At 48.6% G+C, this 20,953-nt stretch carries 17 protein-coding genes and 1 other annotated feature; of the genes, 15 read left to right on the top strand and 2 right to left on the bottom strand.

Translation table 11 applies throughout. The features are described from left to right. Nucleotides 1-20: 20 nt before the first annotated feature. The 5 genes from D1831_RS04100 to D1831_RS04080 all read left to right on the top strand — a co-directional run bounded on the left by D1831_RS04100 (nt 21) and on the right by D1831_RS04080 (nt 4,089). A complete protein-coding gene (locus D1831_RS04100; protein WP_125071657.1) occupies nt 21-689 on the top strand; it encodes a septum site-determining protein MinC in 669 nt (222 codons plus the stop codon). Further along, the gene (minD, locus tag D1831_RS04095) at nt 689-1,495 is read left to right on the top strand and encodes a septum site-determining protein MinD (protein ID WP_125071656.1); all 807 of its coding nucleotides are present in this window, start codon (nt 689-691) and stop codon (nt 1,493-1,495) included. The genes D1831_RS04100 and minD overlap by 1 nt, the downstream gene beginning before the upstream one ends. 47 nt (nt 1,496-1,542) lie before the next feature. Beyond that, nucleotides 1,543-1,775: a binding site (T-box leader), on the top strand. A 160-nt stretch (nt 1,776-1,935) separates the two neighbouring features. Next, nucleotides 1,936-2,577, top strand: coding sequence for an amino acid ABC transporter permease (locus tag D1831_RS04090; protein ID WP_125071655.1), 642 nt, complete (start codon nt 1,936-1,938; stop codon nt 2,575-2,577). A 12-nt stretch (nt 2,578-2,589) separates the two neighbouring features. Next, a complete protein-coding gene (locus D1831_RS04085) occupies nt 2,590-3,231 on the top strand; it encodes an amino acid ABC transporter ATP-binding protein (protein ID WP_125071654.1) in 642 nt (213 codons plus the stop codon). Nucleotides 3,232-3,288: 57 nt separating this feature from the next. Next, complete coding sequence (locus D1831_RS04080; RefSeq protein WP_125071672.1) at nt 3,289-4,089, top strand: amino acid ABC transporter substrate-binding protein; 801 nt, start codon at nt 3,289-3,291, stop codon at nt 4,087-4,089. Nucleotides 4,090-4,290: 201 nt separating this feature from the next. Here D1831_RS04080 and D1831_RS04075 read toward each other — a convergent pair whose 3' ends face one another. Both D1831_RS04075 and D1831_RS04070 read right to left on the bottom strand, forming a co-directional pair. Then, entirely contained in the window at nt 4,291-4,464 is a 174-nt protein-coding gene (locus D1831_RS04075) for a PspC domain-containing protein (RefSeq protein ID WP_125071653.1), read from the bottom strand. A gap of 204 nt (nt 4,465-4,668) precedes the next feature. Further along, nucleotides 4,669-6,021 carry an aspartate kinase gene (locus D1831_RS04070; protein ID WP_125071652.1) on the bottom strand — a complete coding sequence of 451 codons (1,353 nt, stop codon included), beginning with the start codon at nt 6,019-6,021 and terminating at the stop codon, nt 4,669-4,671. A gap of 201 nt (nt 6,022-6,222) precedes the next feature. On the opposite strand from D1831_RS04070, the gene yfmF reads away from it, so the two are divergent. The 10 genes from yfmF to mutL all read left to right on the top strand — a co-directional run bounded on the left by yfmF (nt 6,223) and on the right by mutL (nt 20,802). Next, nucleotides 6,223-7,491: an EF-P 5-aminopentanol modification-associated protein YfmF gene (gene yfmF / locus D1831_RS04065; protein WP_225422768.1), complete on the top strand. Its 1,269-nt coding sequence runs from the start codon at nt 6,223-6,225 to the stop codon at nt 7,489-7,491. Then, nucleotides 7,482-8,801 (top strand): EF-P 5-aminopentanol modification-associated protein YfmH, encoded by a 1,320-nt coding sequence (gene yfmH / locus D1831_RS04060; protein WP_125071650.1) that lies wholly within the window; start codon nt 7,482-7,484, stop codon nt 8,799-8,801. The genes yfmF and yfmH overlap by 10 nt, the downstream gene beginning before the upstream one ends. Nucleotides 8,802-8,887: 86 nt before the next feature. Continuing rightward, complete coding sequence (locus D1831_RS04055; protein WP_125071649.1) at nt 8,888-9,763, top strand: helix-turn-helix domain-containing protein; 876 nt, start codon at nt 8,888-8,890, stop codon at nt 9,761-9,763. A 22-nt stretch (nt 9,764-9,785) separates the two neighbouring features. Next, nucleotides 9,786-10,370 (top strand): CDP-diacylglycerol--glycerol-3-phosphate 3-phosphatidyltransferase, encoded by a 585-nt coding sequence (pgsA, locus tag D1831_RS04050; RefSeq protein WP_125071648.1) that lies wholly within the window; start codon nt 9,786-9,788, stop codon nt 10,368-10,370. A 447-nt stretch (nt 10,371-10,817) separates the two neighbouring features. Then, nucleotides 10,818-12,074 (top strand): competence/damage-inducible protein A, encoded by a 1,257-nt coding sequence (locus tag D1831_RS04045; RefSeq protein WP_125071647.1) that lies wholly within the window; start codon nt 10,818-10,820, stop codon nt 12,072-12,074. Nucleotides 12,075-12,170: 96 nt separating this feature from the next. Next, entirely contained in the window at nt 12,171-13,244 is a 1,074-nt protein-coding gene (gene recA / locus D1831_RS04040; protein WP_125071646.1) for a recombinase RecA, read from the top strand. 214 nt (nt 13,245-13,458) lie between these two features. Then, entirely contained in the window at nt 13,459-15,018 is a 1,560-nt protein-coding gene (rny, locus tag D1831_RS04035) for a ribonuclease Y (protein WP_125071645.1), read from the top strand. A gap of 178 nt (nt 15,019-15,196) precedes the next feature. Beyond that, a complete protein-coding gene (locus tag D1831_RS04030; RefSeq protein WP_125071644.1) occupies nt 15,197-16,003 on the top strand; it encodes a TIGR00282 family metallophosphoesterase in 807 nt (268 codons plus the stop codon). A 29-nt stretch (nt 16,004-16,032) separates the two neighbouring features. Continuing rightward, nucleotides 16,033-18,720: a DNA mismatch repair protein MutS gene (gene mutS, locus D1831_RS04025; RefSeq protein ID WP_125071643.1), complete on the top strand. Its 2,688-nt coding sequence runs from the start codon at nt 16,033-16,035 to the stop codon at nt 18,718-18,720. Nucleotides 18,721-18,750: 30 nt separating this feature from the next. Then, a complete protein-coding gene (mutL, locus tag D1831_RS04020) occupies nt 18,751-20,802 on the top strand; it encodes a DNA mismatch repair endonuclease MutL (protein ID WP_125071642.1) in 2,052 nt (683 codons plus the stop codon). The last annotated feature ends 151 nt before the right edge of the window (nt 20,803-20,953 follow it).

Here is a 20,953-nt window from a genome sequence, read left to right as displayed (position 1 = left end):
CGGCAGAAAGGAATTCTAACATGCAACAAAGTGTGGTTTTAAAAGCAAGCAACGACGGCTACGAACTAATTTTTCGACAAGCCGCTAGTTTCGACGCCATCATGGTTGATTTGAAAACCTTGCTTGACCGCTTACAAGCGGATAATACGACTGATAAGCAGATTTCATTTGATATGGGCACGGAGGGGCGTTTGTTGACCCCTGAACAAAATCAGCAGGTCACCCAACTCGTCCAGCGTTACCCCATGTTCAGCATCCATAAATTAAGTGCCGACGTAATTTTAACGGCGGACGCGTTAGCGATGGTTGAGCGAAATACGGTCCACTTAGTTAATCAGATTATTCGTAACGGTCAGGTCATTGACATCACCGGGGACGTCTTGTTCTTTGGGAAAATTCACGAAGGGGGCGTTTTGCGCGCCACTGGGAGTATTTTTGTGATGGGTGAGGTGGCTGGTGCTTTGGAAGCCGGCTATCCGGACCATAATGACGCCGTTATCGTTAGCGCGCTGACCACGGTACCCCGCGTGCGGGTTGGTGAATTGTTAGAACTTGTGGATGCCGATAAAACGGTAGCTGGTACAAACGTTGTTTATATTAACGACATTCAAGCGTTAGATTACCAACCATTGGATCAATTAAAACGGGTACGACCGAAGTTGTTTACTCGGAATGGAGGACATATTTGATGGGAAAAGCAATTGTCATCACTTCTGGCAAGGGCGGTGTTGGTAAAACAACGACCACGGCCAATTTGGGAACGGCCTTAGCCTTGATGGGCAAAAAGGTTTGCCTAGTTGACTTAGATATTGGGTTACGTAACCTGGACGTGATCTTAGGGCTCGATAACCGGATTCTGTACGATATCGTAGACGTCGCTCAGGGCCGGGCCCAGTTGCGTCAAGCTCTGGTTAAGGATAAGCGCTTCGACGACTTACTATTCCTATTACCAGCGGCACAAAACGCGGATAAGAACACGCTAAACCCTGATCAGGTTCGTTCGATTGTTGACGAATTAAAGCCCGATTTTGATTACGTTTTACTGGACTGTCCAGCCGGAATCGAACAGGGCTTTATGAACGCGATTGCGGGGGCCGACGCGGCAATTATCGTGTCAACACCCGAAATCTCAGCCATTCGTGACGCGGACCGGGTCGTTGGTTTGTTAGAACAATATCCGTTGAACGAAGCCCCCCGACTGGTGATTAACCGGATTCGGCGGCGGATGATGCAGGACGGTGAAACCATGGATATTGACGAAATTACGCACCATTTGTCAATTGATTTACTGGGGATCGTCTTTGACGATGACGCCGTGATTCGGACGTCGAATAACGGGGAACCAATCGTGTTGGACCCTAAAAATTCCGCTTCACAAGGCTACCGGAACATTGCCCGGCGGCTTGAAGGCGAAACGGTACCGCTGATGAATATTGAAGTTCAGAAACCAGGAATGTGGTCCCGAATCACCGGAATTTTTCACCGAAACAAGTAAAAAAGACTTGACGGTGCCGTTAAATTCGATTATTATGAGAACAACATTAAAAAACAAGGAACAGAAGAGTAGTTGACGTTAAGATGTCCAGCGAGCTGTCGGTGGTGGAAAGACGGTCCTTAACGTGAACGAACCACATCTGCGAGTTGAGTGGCTGAAATCATAGTAAGCCGTTCCGGTTGGCCTCGTTATTGGCGGAGTTTAGTGATAAACTCGTTGAGTTCAATGGTGTGAGCCATTGATAAATATGAGGTGGCACCGCGATGAAATCGTCCTCTTAGGCTTTAGGCCTAAGGACGATTTTTTTATTATCACTAAACTCCCTGAGGCAGTGACTGTGAGGTCACTGCGAAGTGAGGTGGCACCGCGCGTAGACGTCCTCTTAAGATCATTGGATCTTAAGGGGATTTTTTTGTTGCCAAAAATAGGAGGGAAAGCACATGCACTATATTTTAGAGATTTTGCCATCGTTAGTAGCCGGCGCCGGAATGACGCTAAAGATTTTTATTTGGACTTTGATTGGATCGTTGCCGTTGGGGTTAGTGGTTAGTTTGGGACTGATTTCCAATTTCAAACCGTTGCAGTGGTTGCTGCATTTTTACGTTTGGTTAATGCGGGGGACACCGTTACTGTTACAACTGATTTTTGTTTTTTACGGTTTACCGCTGGTTGGAATTGTTTTTCCGCGTTACTACGCCGCGTTGTTCGCGTTTATCTTAAACTACGCCGCGTACTTCGCCGAAATTTTCCGTGGCGGCTTACAGTCCATTGATGATGGTCAGTATGAAAGTGCCCGGGTATTACGGTTAAGCTATGGTCAGACCATTCGTAAAATCGTCATTCCCCAAGTCATCAAAATTGTGTTACCTTCCGTTGGGAACGAAGTCATTAATTTAGTTAAGGATTCTTCGTTAGTTTACGTGATTGGCTTGGGCGACTTGCTCCGGGCCGGAAACGTGGCAACGGCGCGTGACGTAACGTTAGTTCCACTAGTTCTTGTCGGGGTCATTTACCTGTTGTTAACGGCGGTCACCACGTTTATCCTGGGTCGCATTGAAAAGCACTACAGTTACTGGAAATAGGGAGGTCACAATATGTTAGAACTCAAAAACATTACGAAAAGTTTTGGTGACAAAACAATTATTAACAAGTTAAATTTAACCGTTAAAGACGGTGAAATTTTAAGTATCGTAGGGCCTTCCGGAGCTGGTAAAACGACGTTGCTACGGTGTATTACCGGGCTCGAGAAGGTAAACGCCGGTGAATTCTTCATTGACGGACAGGCCTTTGATCCGTATACCAACCGCACCAACGAGAGTGTAATCGGGGTTGTTTTTCAAAACTTCGAACTGTTTCCAAATTTAACGGTGATGCAAAACATTACCTTAGCACCAACAATGGTGTTGAAACAGTCCCAAGCTGAAGCGCAAAAACAAGCCAACGAACTGTTGACCCGTTTGGCCTTAGCTGATCACGCTGACCAGTACCCGTACGAGCTCTCAGGTGGGCAAAAACAACGGGTGGCCATTGCGCGGGCTTTGGCTATGAAGCCCAACGTCCTGTGTTATGACGAACCCACTTCGGCGCTGGATCCGAACCTTCGGCAGGAAGTTGAAAAGTTGATCATGGGCTTAAAAGCGGACGGCATGACTCAAATTGTGGTCACCCACGATTTGACGTTTGCGGAAAACATCGCGGACGAAATGTTCCACGTTGAACCGAACAATTCGAAGTAGGGGGTGCGGCGATTGAGAGTTAAAAAACGATTAATTTCATTAAGCTTATTACTAGTCATGCTAATCGGACTGGCCGGCACCCTCAGTGGTTGTGGGGAGTCCGTTACCAAGCGGGCCGATACGCAGGATACGTGGTCAACGATTAAAAAACGCGGCACCGTGGTCGTTGGGCTAGACGATAGCTTTGTTCCGATGGGGTTCCGGGAAAAATCTGGTAAGTTGGTCGGTTACGATATTGACCTGGCCCGGGCCGTTTTTAAACTTTACGGGATCAAAATTAGCTTTCAGACCATTGACTGGTCGATGAACGCGACCGAGCTTCGTAACGGGACGATTGATTTAATTTGGAACGGCTACACGAAGAACCCGCAACGGGAAAAAGTTGTGGCGTTTAGCAATACTTACTTAAAGAATAAACAAATTTTAGTTTCACTCAAGAAAAATAAGATCAATTCCTTTAACGACATGACCGGTAAAACCTTAGGGGTTCAATCCGGATCGTCGGGTTACGAATCGTTGGAGAATAACCCGAAACTTTTAAAGGATAAAATCGCCAAAAAGACGCCGGTACAGTACGATACCTTTACCAACGCGTTTTTGGATTTAAACGCCGGTCGGATCCAAGGGTTGTTGATCGATAGTGTGTACGCGAACTACTACATTAAACACGAAGCTAACTCAGCCGACTACAACGAAACGCAGGGAAACTTTAAATCCGAAGACTTTGCGGTCGGAATGCGTAAGGGTGATAAGACCATGCGCCGCAAAATCAATGCTGGTTTGAAAGAATTGAAGCGTAACGGGACCCTCGCCAAAATTAATAAGAAATGGTTTGGGAACCAAAAGGTGGAAAATTAAGCAAGCGTTCTATAAAGGTGTGAGCCAAAAGTCGTTTAGCTTGTAAGTATTACCGTGAATTTGGCAATTATTTCTGGCTTTAAAGTGTCGACGAATTTACGTTAAGCGGGACCAACTGACTCTTGGCACCATCGCTAAGGAACAGTAAGGCGCATAAATTACTCAGTTTATTTTGAGTAATTTATGCGCCTTAAAGCTGCCTTACAAATACTCGTCCGGGAGGCGGAGCGCTAGGTACAGGTAGACCCAGAAAAGGAGACTGCCACCGAAGAAAAAGATGAGGCGAACGACGGTTGACGAGATTCCCAAGGTTTCGGCAATGCCCCCGCAGACCCCGTAAAAGACCCGGTCGTCTTGTGATTTATGTAAAGCCATTTGCTTGCTCCTCCAATCATCAATGCGTTAGTCAGACGGTTCATTAGACAGCGCGGCCCCCGCGGTGTCTAACTGATTCATGCTCATTATAGCAAACTTAGCCAGCATTAGTGAAACCGTTTTCAAAAGCCGCGTGCTAAATAAAAATTAACACCCGGACAATTAAGGCCCGGGTGTTAATTTTAACTCCCTATTGGGGAGGGGTTATTTAAAAAACTCGTCGTAGAGGGCGACGACGGCTTGGTCAGCGTCGCGGTCGTGAATACCAAACATAATGGAAATTTCACTGGCACCCTGGTTAACCATGATCAATTTAATGTTGTGATCAGCAAGGGCGGTCGCCGCGCGGGACATGATTCCGACGCGGTTACGCATGCTTTCACCAACCAGCATCAAGATTGAGTAATCGTGGGTGAAGTAAATCTCATCCGGGTGGATCGCAGCCGAAATTTCGGCCACCAACGTTTTTTCAAGTTCCGGGGTGAGTTGGTGTTCATCAAAAATAATCGTTAAGTCATCGATCCCGGAAGGCATGTGTTCATAACTAATGTGGTGGGTCTCAAGGATCGTTAAAATTTTACGTCCCAGCCCGACTTCCTTGTTCAGTAAATATTTGCGGAGGTAGAGCGAGCAAAAACTAGACGAACTAGCAATCCCGGTGACCGGGTAATGGGGGTTGGGTTCGCGCGTAGACTTGATCAGGGTACCCGGTGCTTCCGGGTGATTCGTGTTTTTGACGTTCACGGTGATGTCGCCCTGAATGGCCGGAATTAACGCCTCGTCGTGGAAAACGGAAAAACCGGCGTAAGAAAGTTCACGCATTTCCCGGAACGTCATTTCTGAAATGGCGGCCGGTTGTTCGACTAGCGACGGGTTAACGGCGTAGATGGCGTCAACGTCGGTGAAGTTTTCGTAGAGGTCGGCGTGAACGCCACGGGCAACGATGGCCCCGGTAATGTCGGAACCACCACGGGAAAACGTACAAATTTGACCGTTACGGTTGTAGGCAAAGAAACCGGGAATCACCAGGATTTGATCGGTATCGGCCCACCGTGCCAGCTGGTCGTAACTGCTAGCAATGATCTGAGCATCATCGGGCACGTCGGTAACGACCATGCCGGCATCTTTCGGATCAAGGTAGCGGGCGTTTAAGCCGGACTGCTGAAAGACCGCCGCAACGAGTTGGGCGTTTAGGCGTTCCCCGTGGGCTTTAAAGGTTGCCATGAGGTACGTATTGTCCGCGTACGTTTGGTTTGGTAAGTTCCGAATCGTTTCAAAAATCGGGGTCAGCTGGTCCTCTGCGACGTTAAACCCGTGGCCAATTTCCGCGTAACGCTCAATAATGGCCTGAACAACGGCGGTGGTATCCTGATGGTGAATGGTCTGACGAGCATACTGGATAAGCAAATCGGTGACCTTGGTATCGCCATCGAAACGTTTCCCGGGTGCCGAGACGATCACGTATTTACGTTGGTCATCAGCTTCGACGATCGACAGGACTTTTTGCAGTTGGGTACTGCTGGCTAACGAACTGCCACCAAATTTAATTACTTTCACATTAAATCGCTCCTCAATTTGTCAATAATGAAAAGAATAGCAGACAAACCCTGAGTTTGCAACGGTAATCGCTCCTCACGGGAATCTAATTTTTGCCTGGAAATGACCTTGATTTATTAAAATTTACAATCAATAGGACGGAAAGTTGCGTCAAACCGGGCTTTCGCTTATTATTTATTACATATGCAAGGAGGATTTGAATTGCAAACTCAGTTAGCAAAAGGGGTTCAATTGACGACGGTTGTGAGTCATCAATTTAAAACCAATCAAATTATCGTGAATTTCCGGGCACCGCTGCGGCGGGACACCATCACGAAGCGGGCGTTACTTTCCAACTTATTGGAAACGAGTGCCGCGGATTATCCGGATCAGCGGGCACTAGCGAACGCGTTAGCGGCCATGTACGGTGCGGCGTTCGGTGCGGGAGTTAGTCGCAAAGGACCGACTCACAACTTACGCTTAGCGTTAACGGTGGCCAACGAACAGTATTTAACGACTGATCAGCCACTGACCCACGAAGCCATTCAATTTTTACAAAACGTTATTTTAAAACCATTGGTTACTGGTGACCAGTTTGATCAACCCACGTTTGACCGGCAAGTGACCAATCTAAAGGCCGCCATTAAATCGGTTGCGGACGATAAGCAGTATTACGCTGCCCAACGGTTAAACGCGGCGTTGTTCCAAGATGAACCGGCGCAACAAGTGCCGAGCTACGGGACCGTGGCGGACTTGGAAACGATTACGGCCAAGGAATTGTTTACCTATTATCAGTCCCTGCTTAAAGACGACCAAATTGACATCATTGTCATGGGCGATGTCGATGAGGCGGCCGTCCTGGCACAGTGGCAGGCGGTGGGCTTTACCGACCGTTTAACGGCGCGCCCCAAGCCGTTCTACCGCCATCAAAACCGGCGCCAATACGTTGAAAACAGCGAGATTCAAGCTTTGAGTCAAGCTAAACTGAACTTAGGGTATGACTTGCCCGTCTTTTACCGCGGGGATCACTATTACGCGGCGCTCGTGTTTAACGAATTATTCGGTGGGTCACCACTGTCGAAACTGTTTATGAACGTCCGTGAAAAGGCTAGTTTGGCCTATTACGCCAGCAGCTCGTTGGACACTTTTAGGGGCGTGATGAAAGTGCAGGCGGGGATCGATAGCAAAAAGCACGACCAAGTTTTGGCAATTATTGGGGAACAGTTAACGGCCATTCAAAATGGTGATTTTACCGACGAACTGGTTGATCAGTTGAAGTTAGGCTTGATCAACGACTTTGAATCCAGTTTGGATAGCCAACGGACCTTTGCAATTCAAGCATTGATCGACGATTTGACGCAACAGAGCCTACCGGACGCCGAATGGTTACAAAGGATCCAGGCGGTGACTAGGGAGCAGATTATCGAAGTATCTAAGATGGTAACCCTAAACGACGGGTTCTTCTTGAGTGGGGCGCAAACATGCAAGTAAAAAAATATGAGCAATTTAACGAAAGCTGTTTCCAAACGAAGCTGAGCAACGGGTTGACCGTGACCATGCTTCCTAAGGCCGGCTTTCATAAAACTTACGCAACCTTCACGACCAACTACGGTTCGATTGACAATACGTTTGTTCCGGCTGGTGGGGATGAGTTGCACCGGTTTCCGGACGGTATCGCACACTTTTTGGAACACAAAATGTTTGAAAAGGCCGACCACGACGCATTTCAAACGTTTGGGGAATACGGTGCCAGTGCCAACGCCTTTACGAGTTTTACTAAAACAAGCTACTTGTTTTCAGCGACCCGCAATCTGAAGGAGAACCTGGAAACGTTACTTGATTTTGTACAGGACCCGTACTTTACGACGCAAACCGTCGAGAAGGAAAAGGGAATTATTGGCCAAGAAATTGAAATGTATAACGACGACCCCAGTTGGCGGTTATACTTTGGCATGATTGGTAACTTGTACCCGAACCACCCATTACAGTACGACATTGCGGGGACCACGCAGTCCATTGCTAAAATTACCGCTGAGGACTTGTACGCGGCTTACCGGACGTTTTATCATCCCGAGAACATGACCCTGTTTATTGTCGGTAAACTGGACCCCGACGAAGTTTTAAGTTGGATCGAAGCAAACCAATCCGCTAAGACGTTTGCCGATTTTAAACCCATTGAACGTAAGATTCCGGCCACCGCCGAAGACGGGCACGATATCATCCCTTACCGGACCATTGAAATGCCGGTTAGCCGGGCCAAGTCAATTGTAGGGGTCAAGGGCCTACAGCCAATTACGGCCGGAATGCCAGCCCTGAAGTACCGTGCGGCCGTGAACGTATTACTCGAGATGTTATTTGGTGATACGTCCCAGAATTATTTGCGGTTGTACGACGCGGGCGTTATTGACGATACCTTTGGCTACGACTTTGAACTTCAAAGTGGGTTTAACTTCCTAACCTTTAGCGGGGAAAGCGATGATCCGGCGAAGTTTGACGCGGCGGTTATTGACGTCTTGGAAAATTGGCAAACGGCCATTACTGGTCAAGAAGACTTACTGGCCCTAGTCAAAAAAGAAATGATCGGCCGGGTCGTTTTCATGACTAATTCGCTTGAAGCGATTGCTAACCGGTACGATCAACGGTTATTTGGTTCGGTAACTTTATTTGACGAACCGGAAGTGCTTAACCAGTTAACCTTAGCGGACGTGGAATCCGTTGCGGGCCAGTTATTGAAGTCCCAAGCAATCAGCGAGTACCAGATTCGGCCCCAAGCGGAAGAATTAAAGAAATCTGAAAATTAATGGTACGGCGACGGTTTACTAAAGTGGCTGTGATATACTAAGATTCGTAAGATTATGAAAATAGACTTAGGGTGGAGAAAAGGTCAATGAGTGAAAATAGTGAAGAAAAAAGTACGATCGGCGCACGCCTAAAGGCGGCCCGCATCGCCAAAAGTTTAACAATTGACGATTTGCAACAAATTACTAAGATTCAAAAACGGTATTTGATTGCGATTGAAGACGAACAGTTTGACAAGTTGCCAGGCGATTTTTACGTCCGCGCGTTTGTGAAACAGTACGCCGACACCGTTGATTTGGACGGTAATTCTTTACTGGAAGAATACAGTGACGAATTACCCACCACGCACGCGGAAACTTACGTCCAAAACGTAGATGAAGTTCAACTGACCCGCAGCGCGAGCCGCGAGGACCCTAACACGCCAGCCGGCCGAGTTCGTAACTACCTACCAACGATCATCGTAACGGCAATCGTCGTGATCATTCTACTTTTCATTTGGTTCATGGCTGCCCGGACGCACACCACGTCTAGTTCGGCAACCGCAACCAGTTCGTCGGTTGAAGTTTCCAGTTCGAAAAAGTCCAGCAGTAAAGCTAGTTCTAAAGCAAGCAGTAGTGCTAAATCTAGTTCGAAGAAGACGACGACTAACAAACAAACCATCAAGGCTAACGGTAGCAGCGACACGGCCTACACGTTAACTAACGGTGCAACGAAGAACAAGGTGGTCATTAAGTCGACTAAGGCGGCCTGGACGTCCGTAACAACGAACGGGAGTCAAACTTGGCAAGGAACCTTGACGGCAAACGGCTCACACACCGTCACGTTACCAAGTAACGCGTCCACGGTTAAGTTCCAATTTGGTAACGCGGTTGCGACGTCGGTTACGATCAACGGGAAGAAGTTTAACTTTAACCCGAATAATAGTACGTCCCAAGTCCGGACGATTACGTTAACCATTAAATAGACCGTGACGGAGGAGTATTATCGTGAATTTACCCAATAAGTTAACCGTTTTTCGTATTATTCTGATTCCCGTGTTTATCCTGATTATGGTATTACCATTAAGTTGGGGACAAGTTGTGTGGGCGGGGACGACCATTCCCGTAACGCAGGTCGTGGCGACGGTCATTTTTGCAGTGGCTTCGTTGACCGACTTGGCGGACGGTAAAATTGCCCGTTCCCAACACCTGGTGACCAACTTTGGTAAGTTTGCTGATCCGTTAGCGGATAAAATGTTGGTTATGACGGCCTTTATTATTTTGGTGCGGTTAAACGCGGCGCCGGACTGGGTTGTGGCCATTATCATGTGTCGGGAATTGGCCGTGACCGGGTTACGGTTATTGATCGTTGAAAACAATGGTAAGGTCATGGCAGCAGCCATGCCGGGCAAGATTAAGACTACGACTCAAATGATTGCCATTATCTTTTTGTTATTAAACAACGTGTTGTTTGCGGCGATCCACGTGCCGTTTGCGCTGATTATGTTGTACGTCTGCCTATTCTTTGTCATTTACTCGGGCATCGATTATTTTGTCCAGAATCGGGATGTTTTTTCAGACGGATTTAAATAGACTAAGTAAACAGCGTGTGCCAAAAGTCGGTTAGCTGGTGAGCATTAACGGCGGATGGCGAATAATCCTGGGCTTGGATTGTTTGACATACGGGGTTAAGCGGAGCCCGCTGACTTTTGACACCCGTTTAGGCAATAATTATTCAGAGATGGAAAGAGGCTGTGACTTTTGTCACAGCCTCTTGATTTTTATTAAGCAGAACAAACAGGCTTTTGACACCCGTTTCGGCACCACGGACGAGCAAAATGGCGCTCGTCTTTGTGCAAATTTAAGTCGTGAAGCTGAGCTTTAACCGTTTTGGCCCATACTCTTTTTACGGCAACCTTTTTAATGGGCGCTCAAATTTTTTTCGTATATACTTAGTGTAGACGCTGGTCGCAAGCTAGTCGGACTAACGCCGATACTGAACATAGTCTGATGATGGCTATGAGGAGGCTTTTAATTATAATGCAAGCAGAAATTATTGCGGTCGGTACCGAGATCTTACTCGGGCAGATCACCAATACCAACAGTACCCACATTGCACAGGGGTTAGCTGAATTAGGCATTGATAGTTATTACCAAACGGTTGTTGGGGACAACCCCAAACGCTTAGCAACCGTGATTGAAATTGCGGCCCAACGTAACGACCTGGTCATTTTGGCCGGGGGACTCGGGCCGACGAAGGATGATTTAACAAAACAAACGTTAGCTCAATATTTAAACGTGCCGTTGGTGGAAGACGCCGCGGCCATGCGAGTCATTACCAACCGCTTTGAACAAACGGGCAAAGTCATGACGGCTAATAACCGGTTGCAGGCACTGTATCCGCAGGGCGCAACGCCGCTCACTAACCATAACGGATTAGCGGTCGGGGCCTTTTACCAGTCTCCGGATTCAGCCGACTTTTTGCTGTTACCCGGGCCACCCCGTGAAATGACGATGATGTTTGATACGGAGGCTAAGCCTAAATTACAAGCGGCTTACGGCCAACAATCCCAAATCTATTCACGCGTCTTACGCTTCTTTGGCATCGGTGAATCTCAACTAGTTACCGAATTACAGGCCATGATCGATGAACAGGGAAGTGTGACGATTGCGCCGTACGCCAAGACGAACGAGGTCACGTTGCGTATTAGTGCTCAGGCTGATACGCAGGCGGCGGCCAAGGCGGCCCTTGACCACGTTGAAACGCAAATTAAGGCTAAGGTGGGCCCTTATTTTTATGGTTACGGCGACGATAACTCGTTGGCCAAAGTTGTCATCAACGCGATGATTAAGGCTAAGCTCAGCATTACCGCCGCGGAAAGTTTAACAGCCGGTGAATTTCAGAGTACGATTGGCGGCGTGCCCGGGGTTTCCGCCATCTTCCCCGGGGGCTTTGTCACCTACGCTAACGCGGCCAAGCACCAGTTAGTAAACGTGCCCCAAGCTACGATTGACCAAGACGGCGTTGTGTCGGAAGCGACGGCGATTGCCATGGCGGACGGTGCCCGGGCCCAACTGGGGACGGATGCGGCGTTGAGCTTCACCGGCGTGGCCGGACCGGACGCACTTGAGGATCAGCCGGCTGGTACGGTTTGGATTGGCCTAGCTTACCGGGATCAACCGACGATTGGTAAGCTATACCACTTTGCCGGTGATCGGCAAAAGATTCGTGAACGGAGTGTGTTGGTCGGTTTGGACTTGTTGCGGCACGCGCTAATGGCTGATCACCAGCTTTAAAAATAATACGAACTTTTGTTCGCTTTTTGCTTGCATTTCTTAGTTTGAACCGCTATGATATTAAGAGTGAAAACGAGCACCAAAGGAGGAAATAATTTGGCTGATGCACGGCAAGCGGCACTCGATGCTGCTTTAAAGAAGATTGAAAAAAACTTTGGTAAGGGCTCCATTATGCGGATGGGCGATGCGGCTCAAACCCAAATCTCCACCGTTTCAAGTGGGTCATTAGCCTTAGACGATGCGTTAGGCGTAGGGGGCTATCCCCGGGGCCGAATCGTTGAAATCTACGGTCCAGAAAGTTCCGGTAAGACGACCGTCGCGTTACACGCCGTTGCGGAAGTTCAAAAGCAGGGTGGTACCGCAGCGTATATTGATGCGGAAAACGCGTTAGATCCAGTTTACGCGGAACACCTCGGTGTTAACATCGACGACCTGTTACTCTCCCAGCCCGATACTGGTGAACAGGGACTTGAAATTGCGGACGCTTTGGTTTCAAGTGGCGCCGTGGACATTTTAGTAGTCGATTCAGTGGCGGCCTTAGTTCCGCGGGCTGAAATCGAAGGTGAAATGGGTGACGCCCACGTGGGGCTACAAGCCCGGTTGATGTCACAAGCGTTACGGAAACTTTCCGGGACGCTAAACAAGACGAAGACGATTGCGTTATTTATCAACCAAATTCGTGAAAAGGTCGGGGTGATGTTTGGTAACCCCGAAACCACGCCTGGTGGCCGGGCCTTGAAGTTCTACGCTACGATTCGCCTAGAAGTTCGGCGGGCGGAACAAATCAAGGACGGGACCGATATCATCGGGAACCGTGTGCGGATTAAAGTGGTTAAGAACAAGGTAGCGCCGCCATTTAAACGGGCCGAAGTTGACATCATGTATGGTCAAGGAATCTCGCAGACCGGTGAAATTGTCGACATGGCTGCCGATAAGGACATCGTTAAGAAGAGTGGTTCTTGGTACTCATACGGTGATGACCGGATTGGTCAGGGACGTGAAAATGCCAAGAAGTACTTGGTTGAACATCCTGACGTGATGGCGGAAATTCGCCAGAAAGTTCGTGACGCGTACGGTATGGACGCGGCTAGTGATGCCGAGGATGAAACGGCGGACAGCCAAGCGGATCCGACCGCGTTGGACTTGGGTGACGATCAAAACGATAAATAAAGATTCAGAAACGCCTAAAGCGGTTGCTTTAGGCGTTTTTATCATTTAAAACGGCGCTAATGCCCGTAGTCTTACCGGTTCACATAGGACTTTAAGTTGACACTCCCCCCCGCAAACATTAGAATAACAAGTGTGTAAATAATCAAAATATAACATCTGAAAATTTGTAGTTGATTTTATGTTAACTGGATTTTGGTGATGCGGAGGTGGAAACATGAATGTTTTCGGTATAATCCTCGCAGTCATCGCAATTGTTGTCGGTTATGGGATTGGTTACTATGTTCGTAAGAATGTCCACGAAAAGGAATTGGACGTAGCTAAGAACACCGCCGAAGGTATTATTTCTGAGGCCAAACGGTCTGCGGAGACTCATAAAAAGGAAAAAATCCTGGAAGCTAAAGAGGAGAGTCACCGTTACCGGACCGAAGTTGAAAATGAATTGAAGCAACGACGGAACGAAGTGCAAAAGCAAGAGGACCGTTTGCTCCAACGTGAAGAAACTTTGGATCACAAAGAAAATACTTTTGAAAAACGCGAAGACGTTCTGGGCAAGAAGGAAGATAAAATTGCCAGTGAACAAAAACGCGTTGAACAGCAGCAACAAAGTGCAGCTTCACTAATCACGCAACGTCAAGCTGAGTTAGAAAAGGTCGCGGCTTTGTCGCAAGACCAAGCACGTGAACAGATTTTAACCCAAACGCGGGAACAATTAACGCATGAACGGGCCGTAATGATCAAAGAAAATACGGACGAAGTGAAAGCGCAATCTGAAAAAGAAGCCAAAAACTTAATTGTCCAAGCGATTCAACAAAGTGCGGCCGATATGGTCTCCGAAACCACCGTTTCAGTGGTTTCTTTACCAAATGACGACATGAAGGGCCGGATTATCGGACGGGAAGGTCGAAACATTCGAACGTTAGAAACGTTAACGGGAATCGATTTAATTATTGATGATACTCCCGAAGCGGTCGTTTTGAGTGGCTTTGATCCGATTCGTCGTGAGATCGCAAAAATCGCGCTGGAAAAACTGATTCAAGACGGCCGGATTCATCCGGCACGGATTGAAGAAATGGTTGAAAAGGCACGTAAAGAAATGGATGAAAAAATCCGTGAGACCGGTGAACAAACCGTCTTTGATCTCGGGTTACACGGGATGCATCCCGACCTGATCAAGTTAGTCGGCCGGTTGAATTATCGGACCAGTTATGGTCAAAATGTTTTAAATCACTCAATTGAAGTTGCGAAGTTGGCGGGCGTTTTGGCCGCTGAACTTGGTGAAGATGTTACACTCGCGAAACGCGCAGGATTATTACACGATATTGGTAAAGCCGTCGATCATGAGGTCGAAGGATCACACGTTGAAATTGGCGTGGAATTAACAACGAAGTACAAGGAAAGTCCAGTTGTAATCAATACGATCGCGTCCCATCACGGGGACGTTGAAGCAAAATCGATTATTGCCGTACTGGTTGCCACGGCTGATTCAATTTCAGCCGCCCGGCCAGGTGCTCGGAGCGAGTCGCTGGAGAATTACATTCACCGACTTGAAAAACTTGAAGCGATTGCTAACGATGAAACGGGTGTCAAGAAGAGTTACGCCATCCAAGCTGGTCGTGAAATTCGAGTTATCGTTAAGCCAAACGAGATTTCTGATTTACAGGCAACCGTTTTGGCTCACGATATTAAAAAGCAAATTGAAAATGAACTTGAATATCCCGGACACATTAAAGTTACCGTTATTCGGGAAGTTCGAGCAGTTGACTACGCTAAGTAAACGAGTAAGTCTGGGAAAAGTTTCCCAGGCTTATTTTTTCGATTAGCGCCGTGTAAAAATGGATGACTATCGGGATATTGCGTGTGAATTTTGAAAGAACGTACGTAAAATTCAGGCCGGTTTTCTGGCGTAAATAATGCTAAAATAGTTGGTATAACGTTAAACAAGGGAGCAATCTATGCGAATTTTATTTGTCGGGGACGTCATGGGTAACGTTGGCCAAACCGCCGTTGCCACGTACTTACCTAAATTAAAGCGGCGCTACAAGCCGCAAGTGACCATCGTTAATGGTGAAAACGCCACGCGGGGCCGGGGCATTAGTCAGGAAGTTTATAAGGATTTTCTGAGTGCTGGCGCGGACGTGATTACGATGGGCAACCATACTTGGGACAATAACGAGATTTTTGATTTTATCGGTGGGGCCAAAAAGCTGGTGCGACCACTGAATTTTCCGCCGGCGACGACTCCCGGTCAGGGCTATACCGTTGTGAAGGTGAACACGGTCAAATTAGCCGTGATCAACTTGCAGGGCAACGTCTTTATGGGACAGAATTTAGCCGACCCGTTTACGACCGTTCAACCGCTGATTGCGGAACTTCGCCAGACGACGCCGAACATCTTTATTGATTTTCACGCCGAAACCACTAGTGAAAAAGAAGCCTTGGCCTGGTATTTAGACGGTCAAGTTAGCGCGGTCGTAGGGACCCACACCCACGTTCAGACGAGTGATGAACGGGTGTTACCGCAGGGCACGGCCTTTTTAAGTGACGTCGGATTTACCGGCCCGTATAATGGCATTTTGGGGATGACCCGGGAAAACGTCATCCAACGGTTTTTGGAACAGATGCCGACGCGCTTTAACGTTCAGGAAGATAGTCCGGCCGTGTTATCCGGTTGCGTTATTGACGTGAACGAAAAGACCGGCCACGCGCAAAAGATTCAACGAATTTTGATTAATCCCGACCACCCGTATTTTGATGATTAAAGTTTGGAATAAGAAAGTAGGAATGATTCGTGCCACAAAAAACTAAAGATACGCCAATGATGCGTCAATATTTTGCCGTTAAAAATCAATATCCCGATGCGTTTTTGTTTTATCGACTCGGTGACTTTTACGAGATGTTTTTTGATGACGCCATCAAGGGAGCACAGTTACTCGAACTGACCCTGACGACGCGGAATCATTCGGCGGAGAACCCCATTCCCATGTGCGGCGTGCCGCACCGCGCGGTCCAAAATTACATCGACATCCTGGTTGACAAGGGCTACAAGGTTGCCATTTGTGAACAGATGGAGGATCCCAAGCTTGCCAAGGGCATGGTTAAACGGGAGGTTATTCAGCTCGTCACTCCGGGGACGACGCTTGAACGCGGTGCTGAGCAAGCGAAGTCGAATAACTACTTAACGGCCCTGATCCAAAAGGGGTCGCAACTGGGGTTTGCGTACGCCGACTTGTCAACGGGTGAACTAAAGACCAGCCTGCTGACGACTAACGACGCGCTGGTTAACGAATTGACCAGTTTGCAAACTAAAGAAATCGTGGTCGATGATTCGGTTTCAGCCGAATTACGCGAACAAATTAAAACCTTAGGCATTTTGATTTCTGAGCAGAATCAGGTGGAACCCCAGGCCGAGTTAAGTTATTTAACACAGGATTTGACCGTCGACTTGGAAAAACAAGTGGTGGAACACTTGTTAATGTACATTACGGTTACCCAGAAACGGAGCCTGGCCCACTTACAAAAAGCGGTGGCTTACGAACCGTCGTACTTTTTAAAATTGGACCACAATTCCAAGTATAATTTGGAGTTAATGAAGTCTATCCGGACGGGTAAAAAACAGGGAACCTTGTTATGGTTACTTGATGAGACTAAAACGGCGATGGGGGGCCGGTTACTAAAGCAGTGGCTGGACCGCCCACTGATCGTTAAGGCGGACATCGAAACCCGTCAAAATAAAGTGGCGGCTTTACTTGACCACTATTTTGAACGGAGTAACTTACAAGAAGAACTCGTTAAAGTGTACGACCTGGAACGGTTAGCGGGGCGCGTCGCGTTTGGGAGCGTCAACGGTCGCGACTTGATCCAGTTAAAAACGTCGTTACGTCAAATTCCTAAGATTCGCTATATCTTATCGGAATTAGATCCCAAAATTTTTGATGCGGAAGTGCGTCAATTGGACCCCGTGGAAGACGTAGCCAATCTAATTGATCAGGCGATCGTTGAGGAAGCGCCGTTATCCGTAACGGATGGTGGCGTCATTAAGGACGGTTACGATGCGCAACTGGATAAGTACCGTGACGCGATGAATAACGGGAAAAAATGGATCGCGGAATTAGAAGCTAAGGAGCGGCAGGTTACCGGTATCAAGAACCTAAAAATTGGGTTCAACCGGGTCTTTGGTTACTACATCGAAGTCACAAAAGCGAACTTGGCACAGTTACCGAGTGACCGCTATGAACGTAAACAAACGTTGACCAACGCCGAACGTTTCAGTACTCCTGAGCTCAAAGAACACGAGGCCTTAATATTAGAGGCTGAGAGCCATTCTACTCAGTTGGAGTACCAACTCTTCACCAAGGTCCGCGAAACCGTTAAGGGAGCCATTAAACGGCTCCAAACGTTGGCTAAGGCGGTGGCTGCCATTGACGTCTTACAAAGCTTTGCGGTCGTTAGTGAGGACTACCACTTCGTGCGGCCGACGTTAACTAAGTCCCACGATTTACAAATTGAAGACGGGCGTCATCCGGTGGTTGAAAAGGTCATGGGCAACCAGAGTTACGTTCCTAACGACGTTAAGATGGCACCGGATGAGACCGTACTGTTGATCACCGGACCAAACATGTCCGGGAAGAGTACCTACATGCGGCAACTGGCTTTGACCGTGATCATGGCCCAAATTGGGTGTTTTGTCCCGGCTAAGGCGGCGAAATTACCAATTTTTGACCAGATTTTTACGCGGATTGGGGCGACTGACGACCTGATCTCCGGTCAAAGTACCTTCATGGTTGAGATGCAGGAAGCTAACAACGCGTTGCAGCACGCGACGGCCAATAGTTTAGTCTTGTTTGATGAAATTGGTCGCGGAACGGCAACTTACGACGGGATGGCGTTAGCGCAAGCCATCATTGAGTTTGTGCATAACCACATTCACGCTAAAACGTTGTTTTCAACGCACTACCATGAGCTGACCGCCCTTGATCAAGAATTAACGGGATTGCGTAACGTGCACGTGGGGGCGACTGAACAAAACGGTGAACTGGTCTTTCTGCACAAAGTAGAGGCGGGGGCCGCGGACAAGTCCTACGGGGTCCACGTGGCGAAGTTAGCCGGAATGCCGGCCGACCTATTAAAACGTGCCACGACGATCCTGACTAGTTTGGAGAGTCAAACGAGTACGGTATCGACGACGGCCGATTCGTTGGCGGCAAGTGCCGCGACGTACCCGACGACTCCGGTGAGTGCGCAGTCACAATCCGCCGTAGCCGCAACGCCAGCGGAACCCGAACCGGAACCAGTGGAACAGCAACCAAAAGCCAGCGCGGCAACCGACGAACAGTTGTCGTTGTTTGCCGAACCAACCGTTGCGGACGCTAAGGGTGAAAAAGTGTTGGGACAACTCAAGAACTTAAACCTGATGGCGATGACACCGATGGACGTGATGAATCAGCTCTACAAATGGCAGCAAAAGCTTAATAAATAGATTTAAATTTTAACGGAAAGGCCGATGGTGATGGGAAAAATTCATGAGTTATCCACCGTATTAGCGGACCAAATTGCTGCGGGTGAAGTTGTGGAACGGCCCGCCTCGGTCGTCAAAGAATTAGTTGAGAATGCCCTGGACGCTCACGCAAGTCAAATTGACGTTTTAGTATTAGAATCCGGAGTTCAATCGATCCGGGTCATTGATAACGGTGACGGGATTGCCGAAGAGGACGTGCTGACCGCTTTTAAGCGCCATGCCACTAGTAAAATCACGTCGCGTGAGGACTTGTTTCGGGTGCATTCGCTTGGGTTTCGGGGTGAAGCCCTGCCAAGTATCGCCTCGGTGGCCGACGTCGTGATGGCAACGAGTACTGGGAGCAGTGGAACGAGTATTCATTACCGTGGTGGCAAACTGTTGCACCAGGCGCCAGCGCCGTTACGCCAAGGTACCGACATTACCGTGACCGACCTGTTTTTCAACACCCCGGCCCGGTTAAAGTATTTAAAATCACCGCAAACGGAGCTCGCCAACATTTTAGACGTGGTGAACCGGTTAGCGCTGAGTTACCCAGACGTCGCTTTTCGGTTGGTTCATAATGCTAAGGAGCTGCTAAAAACGGCGGGACGCGGTGATTTGCAACAAGTCATCGCGGGCATCTACGGGGTCCAAAACGCCCGTAAAATGGTCGCAATTGCGGGTCAAACCGATGACTTTCAATTAAAGGGCTACGTGGCCTTGCCCGAACTGACCCGCGCAAACCGGCAGTACATGACGGTGCTGATCAACGGTCGGGCAATCAAAAACCGACAGTTGACCAAGGCCGTGATCAAGGGTTACGGGTCCAAGTTAATGGTGGGCCGGTATCCCATCGCGGTGATCGATTTACGAATGGACCCGTTGCTCGTTGACGTGAACGTCCACCCGACGAAGCAGGAGGTTCGTTTAAGCAAGGAAGCGGAGCTGGCCAAGCTCATTAGTACGACCATTACCGCCCGGTTAGCGGACGGTAACTTAATTCCATCCGCACTGACTAACTTAGGCAGCCACCGGCGTGAACGGCTGAGTACCGACCAGTTGGCGATTGATTTAAACGCGGCGTCGTCACAGTACCACGTCGCTAGTGCCAGTCCGCAGGCAGTGGAACACTTTGCGGCGTCGTTGGTCGCAACGGGGTCTTCGGCGACCACTGCACGTAAAACTGCTTCTGCGGAGGAAACTAGCACCCCGTTAAGCAGCGGGGCGGAAGCCCCCTCTGAAGCGGCAGCGGCAACGGCAACCACTGCCGCGGGGCCGGAACCCCGGCAAATTATGATCAGTGACCGCCACGATTTACAAGCCCGTGACGTGACGGCGTTTGATCAGAAGTACCAACGCGAAACGCCGGCGTTGCCGTTTGGCCAAGTCGCCGATTCCGCCGCGCCGGCAGTGGCCCCGCAGATGAAGGCAACGAGTGAAGCGCCGGGTACCGAACGGTTTCCACAATTGCGCTACCTCGGGCAGATGCACGGGACCTACTTATTAGCGGAAGCTGATGACGGGATGTACATTTTGGATCAACACGCCGCGCAGGAGCGGATCAACTACGAGTACTACCGGCAAGCCATTGGCGAAGTTAGCGCGGACCAGCAAAATTTACTAGTCCCCATCGTGTTGGACTACCCAACGAGCGATGTTTTAAAAATCAAAGAAAAGTTACCGCTGTTAGCGGAACTCGGCTTACACTTAGAACCGTTTGGCGGTAACAGTTTTATCATCCATTCCCACCCGACTTGGTTTAAAGCGGGCCAGGAGGAGGATACCATCAAAGAAATGGTGGACTGGTGCTTACAGGATGATAAGTTAACCGTGGCCCAATTTCGGGAAAAGTCGGCCATTATGATGTCGTGTAAACGGGCCATCAAGGCGAACCACCACCTTGATGATCAACAGGCGCGGGCCTTACTCGCTAAGTTACCGACGTGTGAGAATCCGTTTAACTGTCCCCACGGTCGGCCGGTAACGGTCCACTTTACTAACTCTGACATGGAACGGATGTTTAAACGAATTCAGGATAGTCACGAATCCCCATTGCACGGCTAAAAGTGAATTAAAGAAGGCATCAAAGGTCACTTGTTGTGGAAGCATCAACGGACAAACCTGACTTTTGAAAACTTGTTACAACCCATCAAGCCCATAAATTGCTCAGTTTAGTTTGAGTGATTTATGGGCTTGAAAGTTTTACTCGCGGTCG

It is taken from the genome of Lactiplantibacillus garii, from assembly GCF_003885105.1.
In the GTDB taxonomy this organism is placed as follows: domain Bacteria; phylum Bacillota; class Bacilli; order Lactobacillales; family Lactobacillaceae; genus Lactiplantibacillus; species Lactiplantibacillus garii.
The sequence above is the reverse complement of the archived record's forward strand: the minus strand, read 5'-3'. Positions and strand labels throughout refer to the sequence as shown.

Excerpts from the sequence above, each read along its gene's own strand:
- minD (WP_125071656.1), top strand. The coding sequence starts at position 689 with ATGGGAAAAGCAATTGTCATCACTTCTGGCAAGGGCGGTGTTGGTAAA.
- D1831_RS04080 (WP_125071672.1), top strand. The coding sequence starts at position 3,289 with ATGCTAATCGGACTGGCCGGCACCCTCAGTGGTTGTGGGGAGTCCGTT.
- mutL (WP_125071642.1), top strand. The coding sequence starts at position 18,751 with ATGGGAAAAATTCATGAGTTATCCACCGTATTAGCGGACCAAATTGCT.
- D1831_RS04075 (WP_125071653.1), bottom strand. The coding sequence starts at position 4,464 with ATGGCTTTACATAAATCACAAGACGACCGGGTCTTTTACGGGGTCTGC.
- D1831_RS04085 (WP_125071654.1), top strand. The coding sequence starts at position 2,590 with ATGTTAGAACTCAAAAACATTACGAAAAGTTTTGGTGACAAAACAATT.
- D1831_RS04100 (WP_125071657.1), top strand. The coding sequence starts at position 21 with ATGCAACAAAGTGTGGTTTTAAAAGCAAGCAACGACGGCTACGAACTA.
- rny (WP_125071645.1), top strand. The coding sequence starts at position 13,459 with ATGAATGTTTTCGGTATAATCCTCGCAGTCATCGCAATTGTTGTCGGT.
- yfmH (WP_125071650.1), top strand. The coding sequence starts at position 7,482 with ATGCAAGTAAAAAAATATGAGCAATTTAACGAAAGCTGTTTCCAAACG.
- D1831_RS04055 (WP_125071649.1), top strand. The coding sequence starts at position 8,888 with ATGAGTGAAAATAGTGAAGAAAAAAGTACGATCGGCGCACGCCTAAAG.
- D1831_RS04030 (WP_125071644.1), top strand. The coding sequence starts at position 15,197 with ATGCGAATTTTATTTGTCGGGGACGTCATGGGTAACGTTGGCCAAACC.
- D1831_RS04045 (WP_125071647.1), top strand. The coding sequence starts at position 10,818 with ATGCAAGCAGAAATTATTGCGGTCGGTACCGAGATCTTACTCGGGCAG.
- D1831_RS04090 (WP_125071655.1), top strand. The coding sequence starts at position 1,936 with ATGCACTATATTTTAGAGATTTTGCCATCGTTAGTAGCCGGCGCCGGA.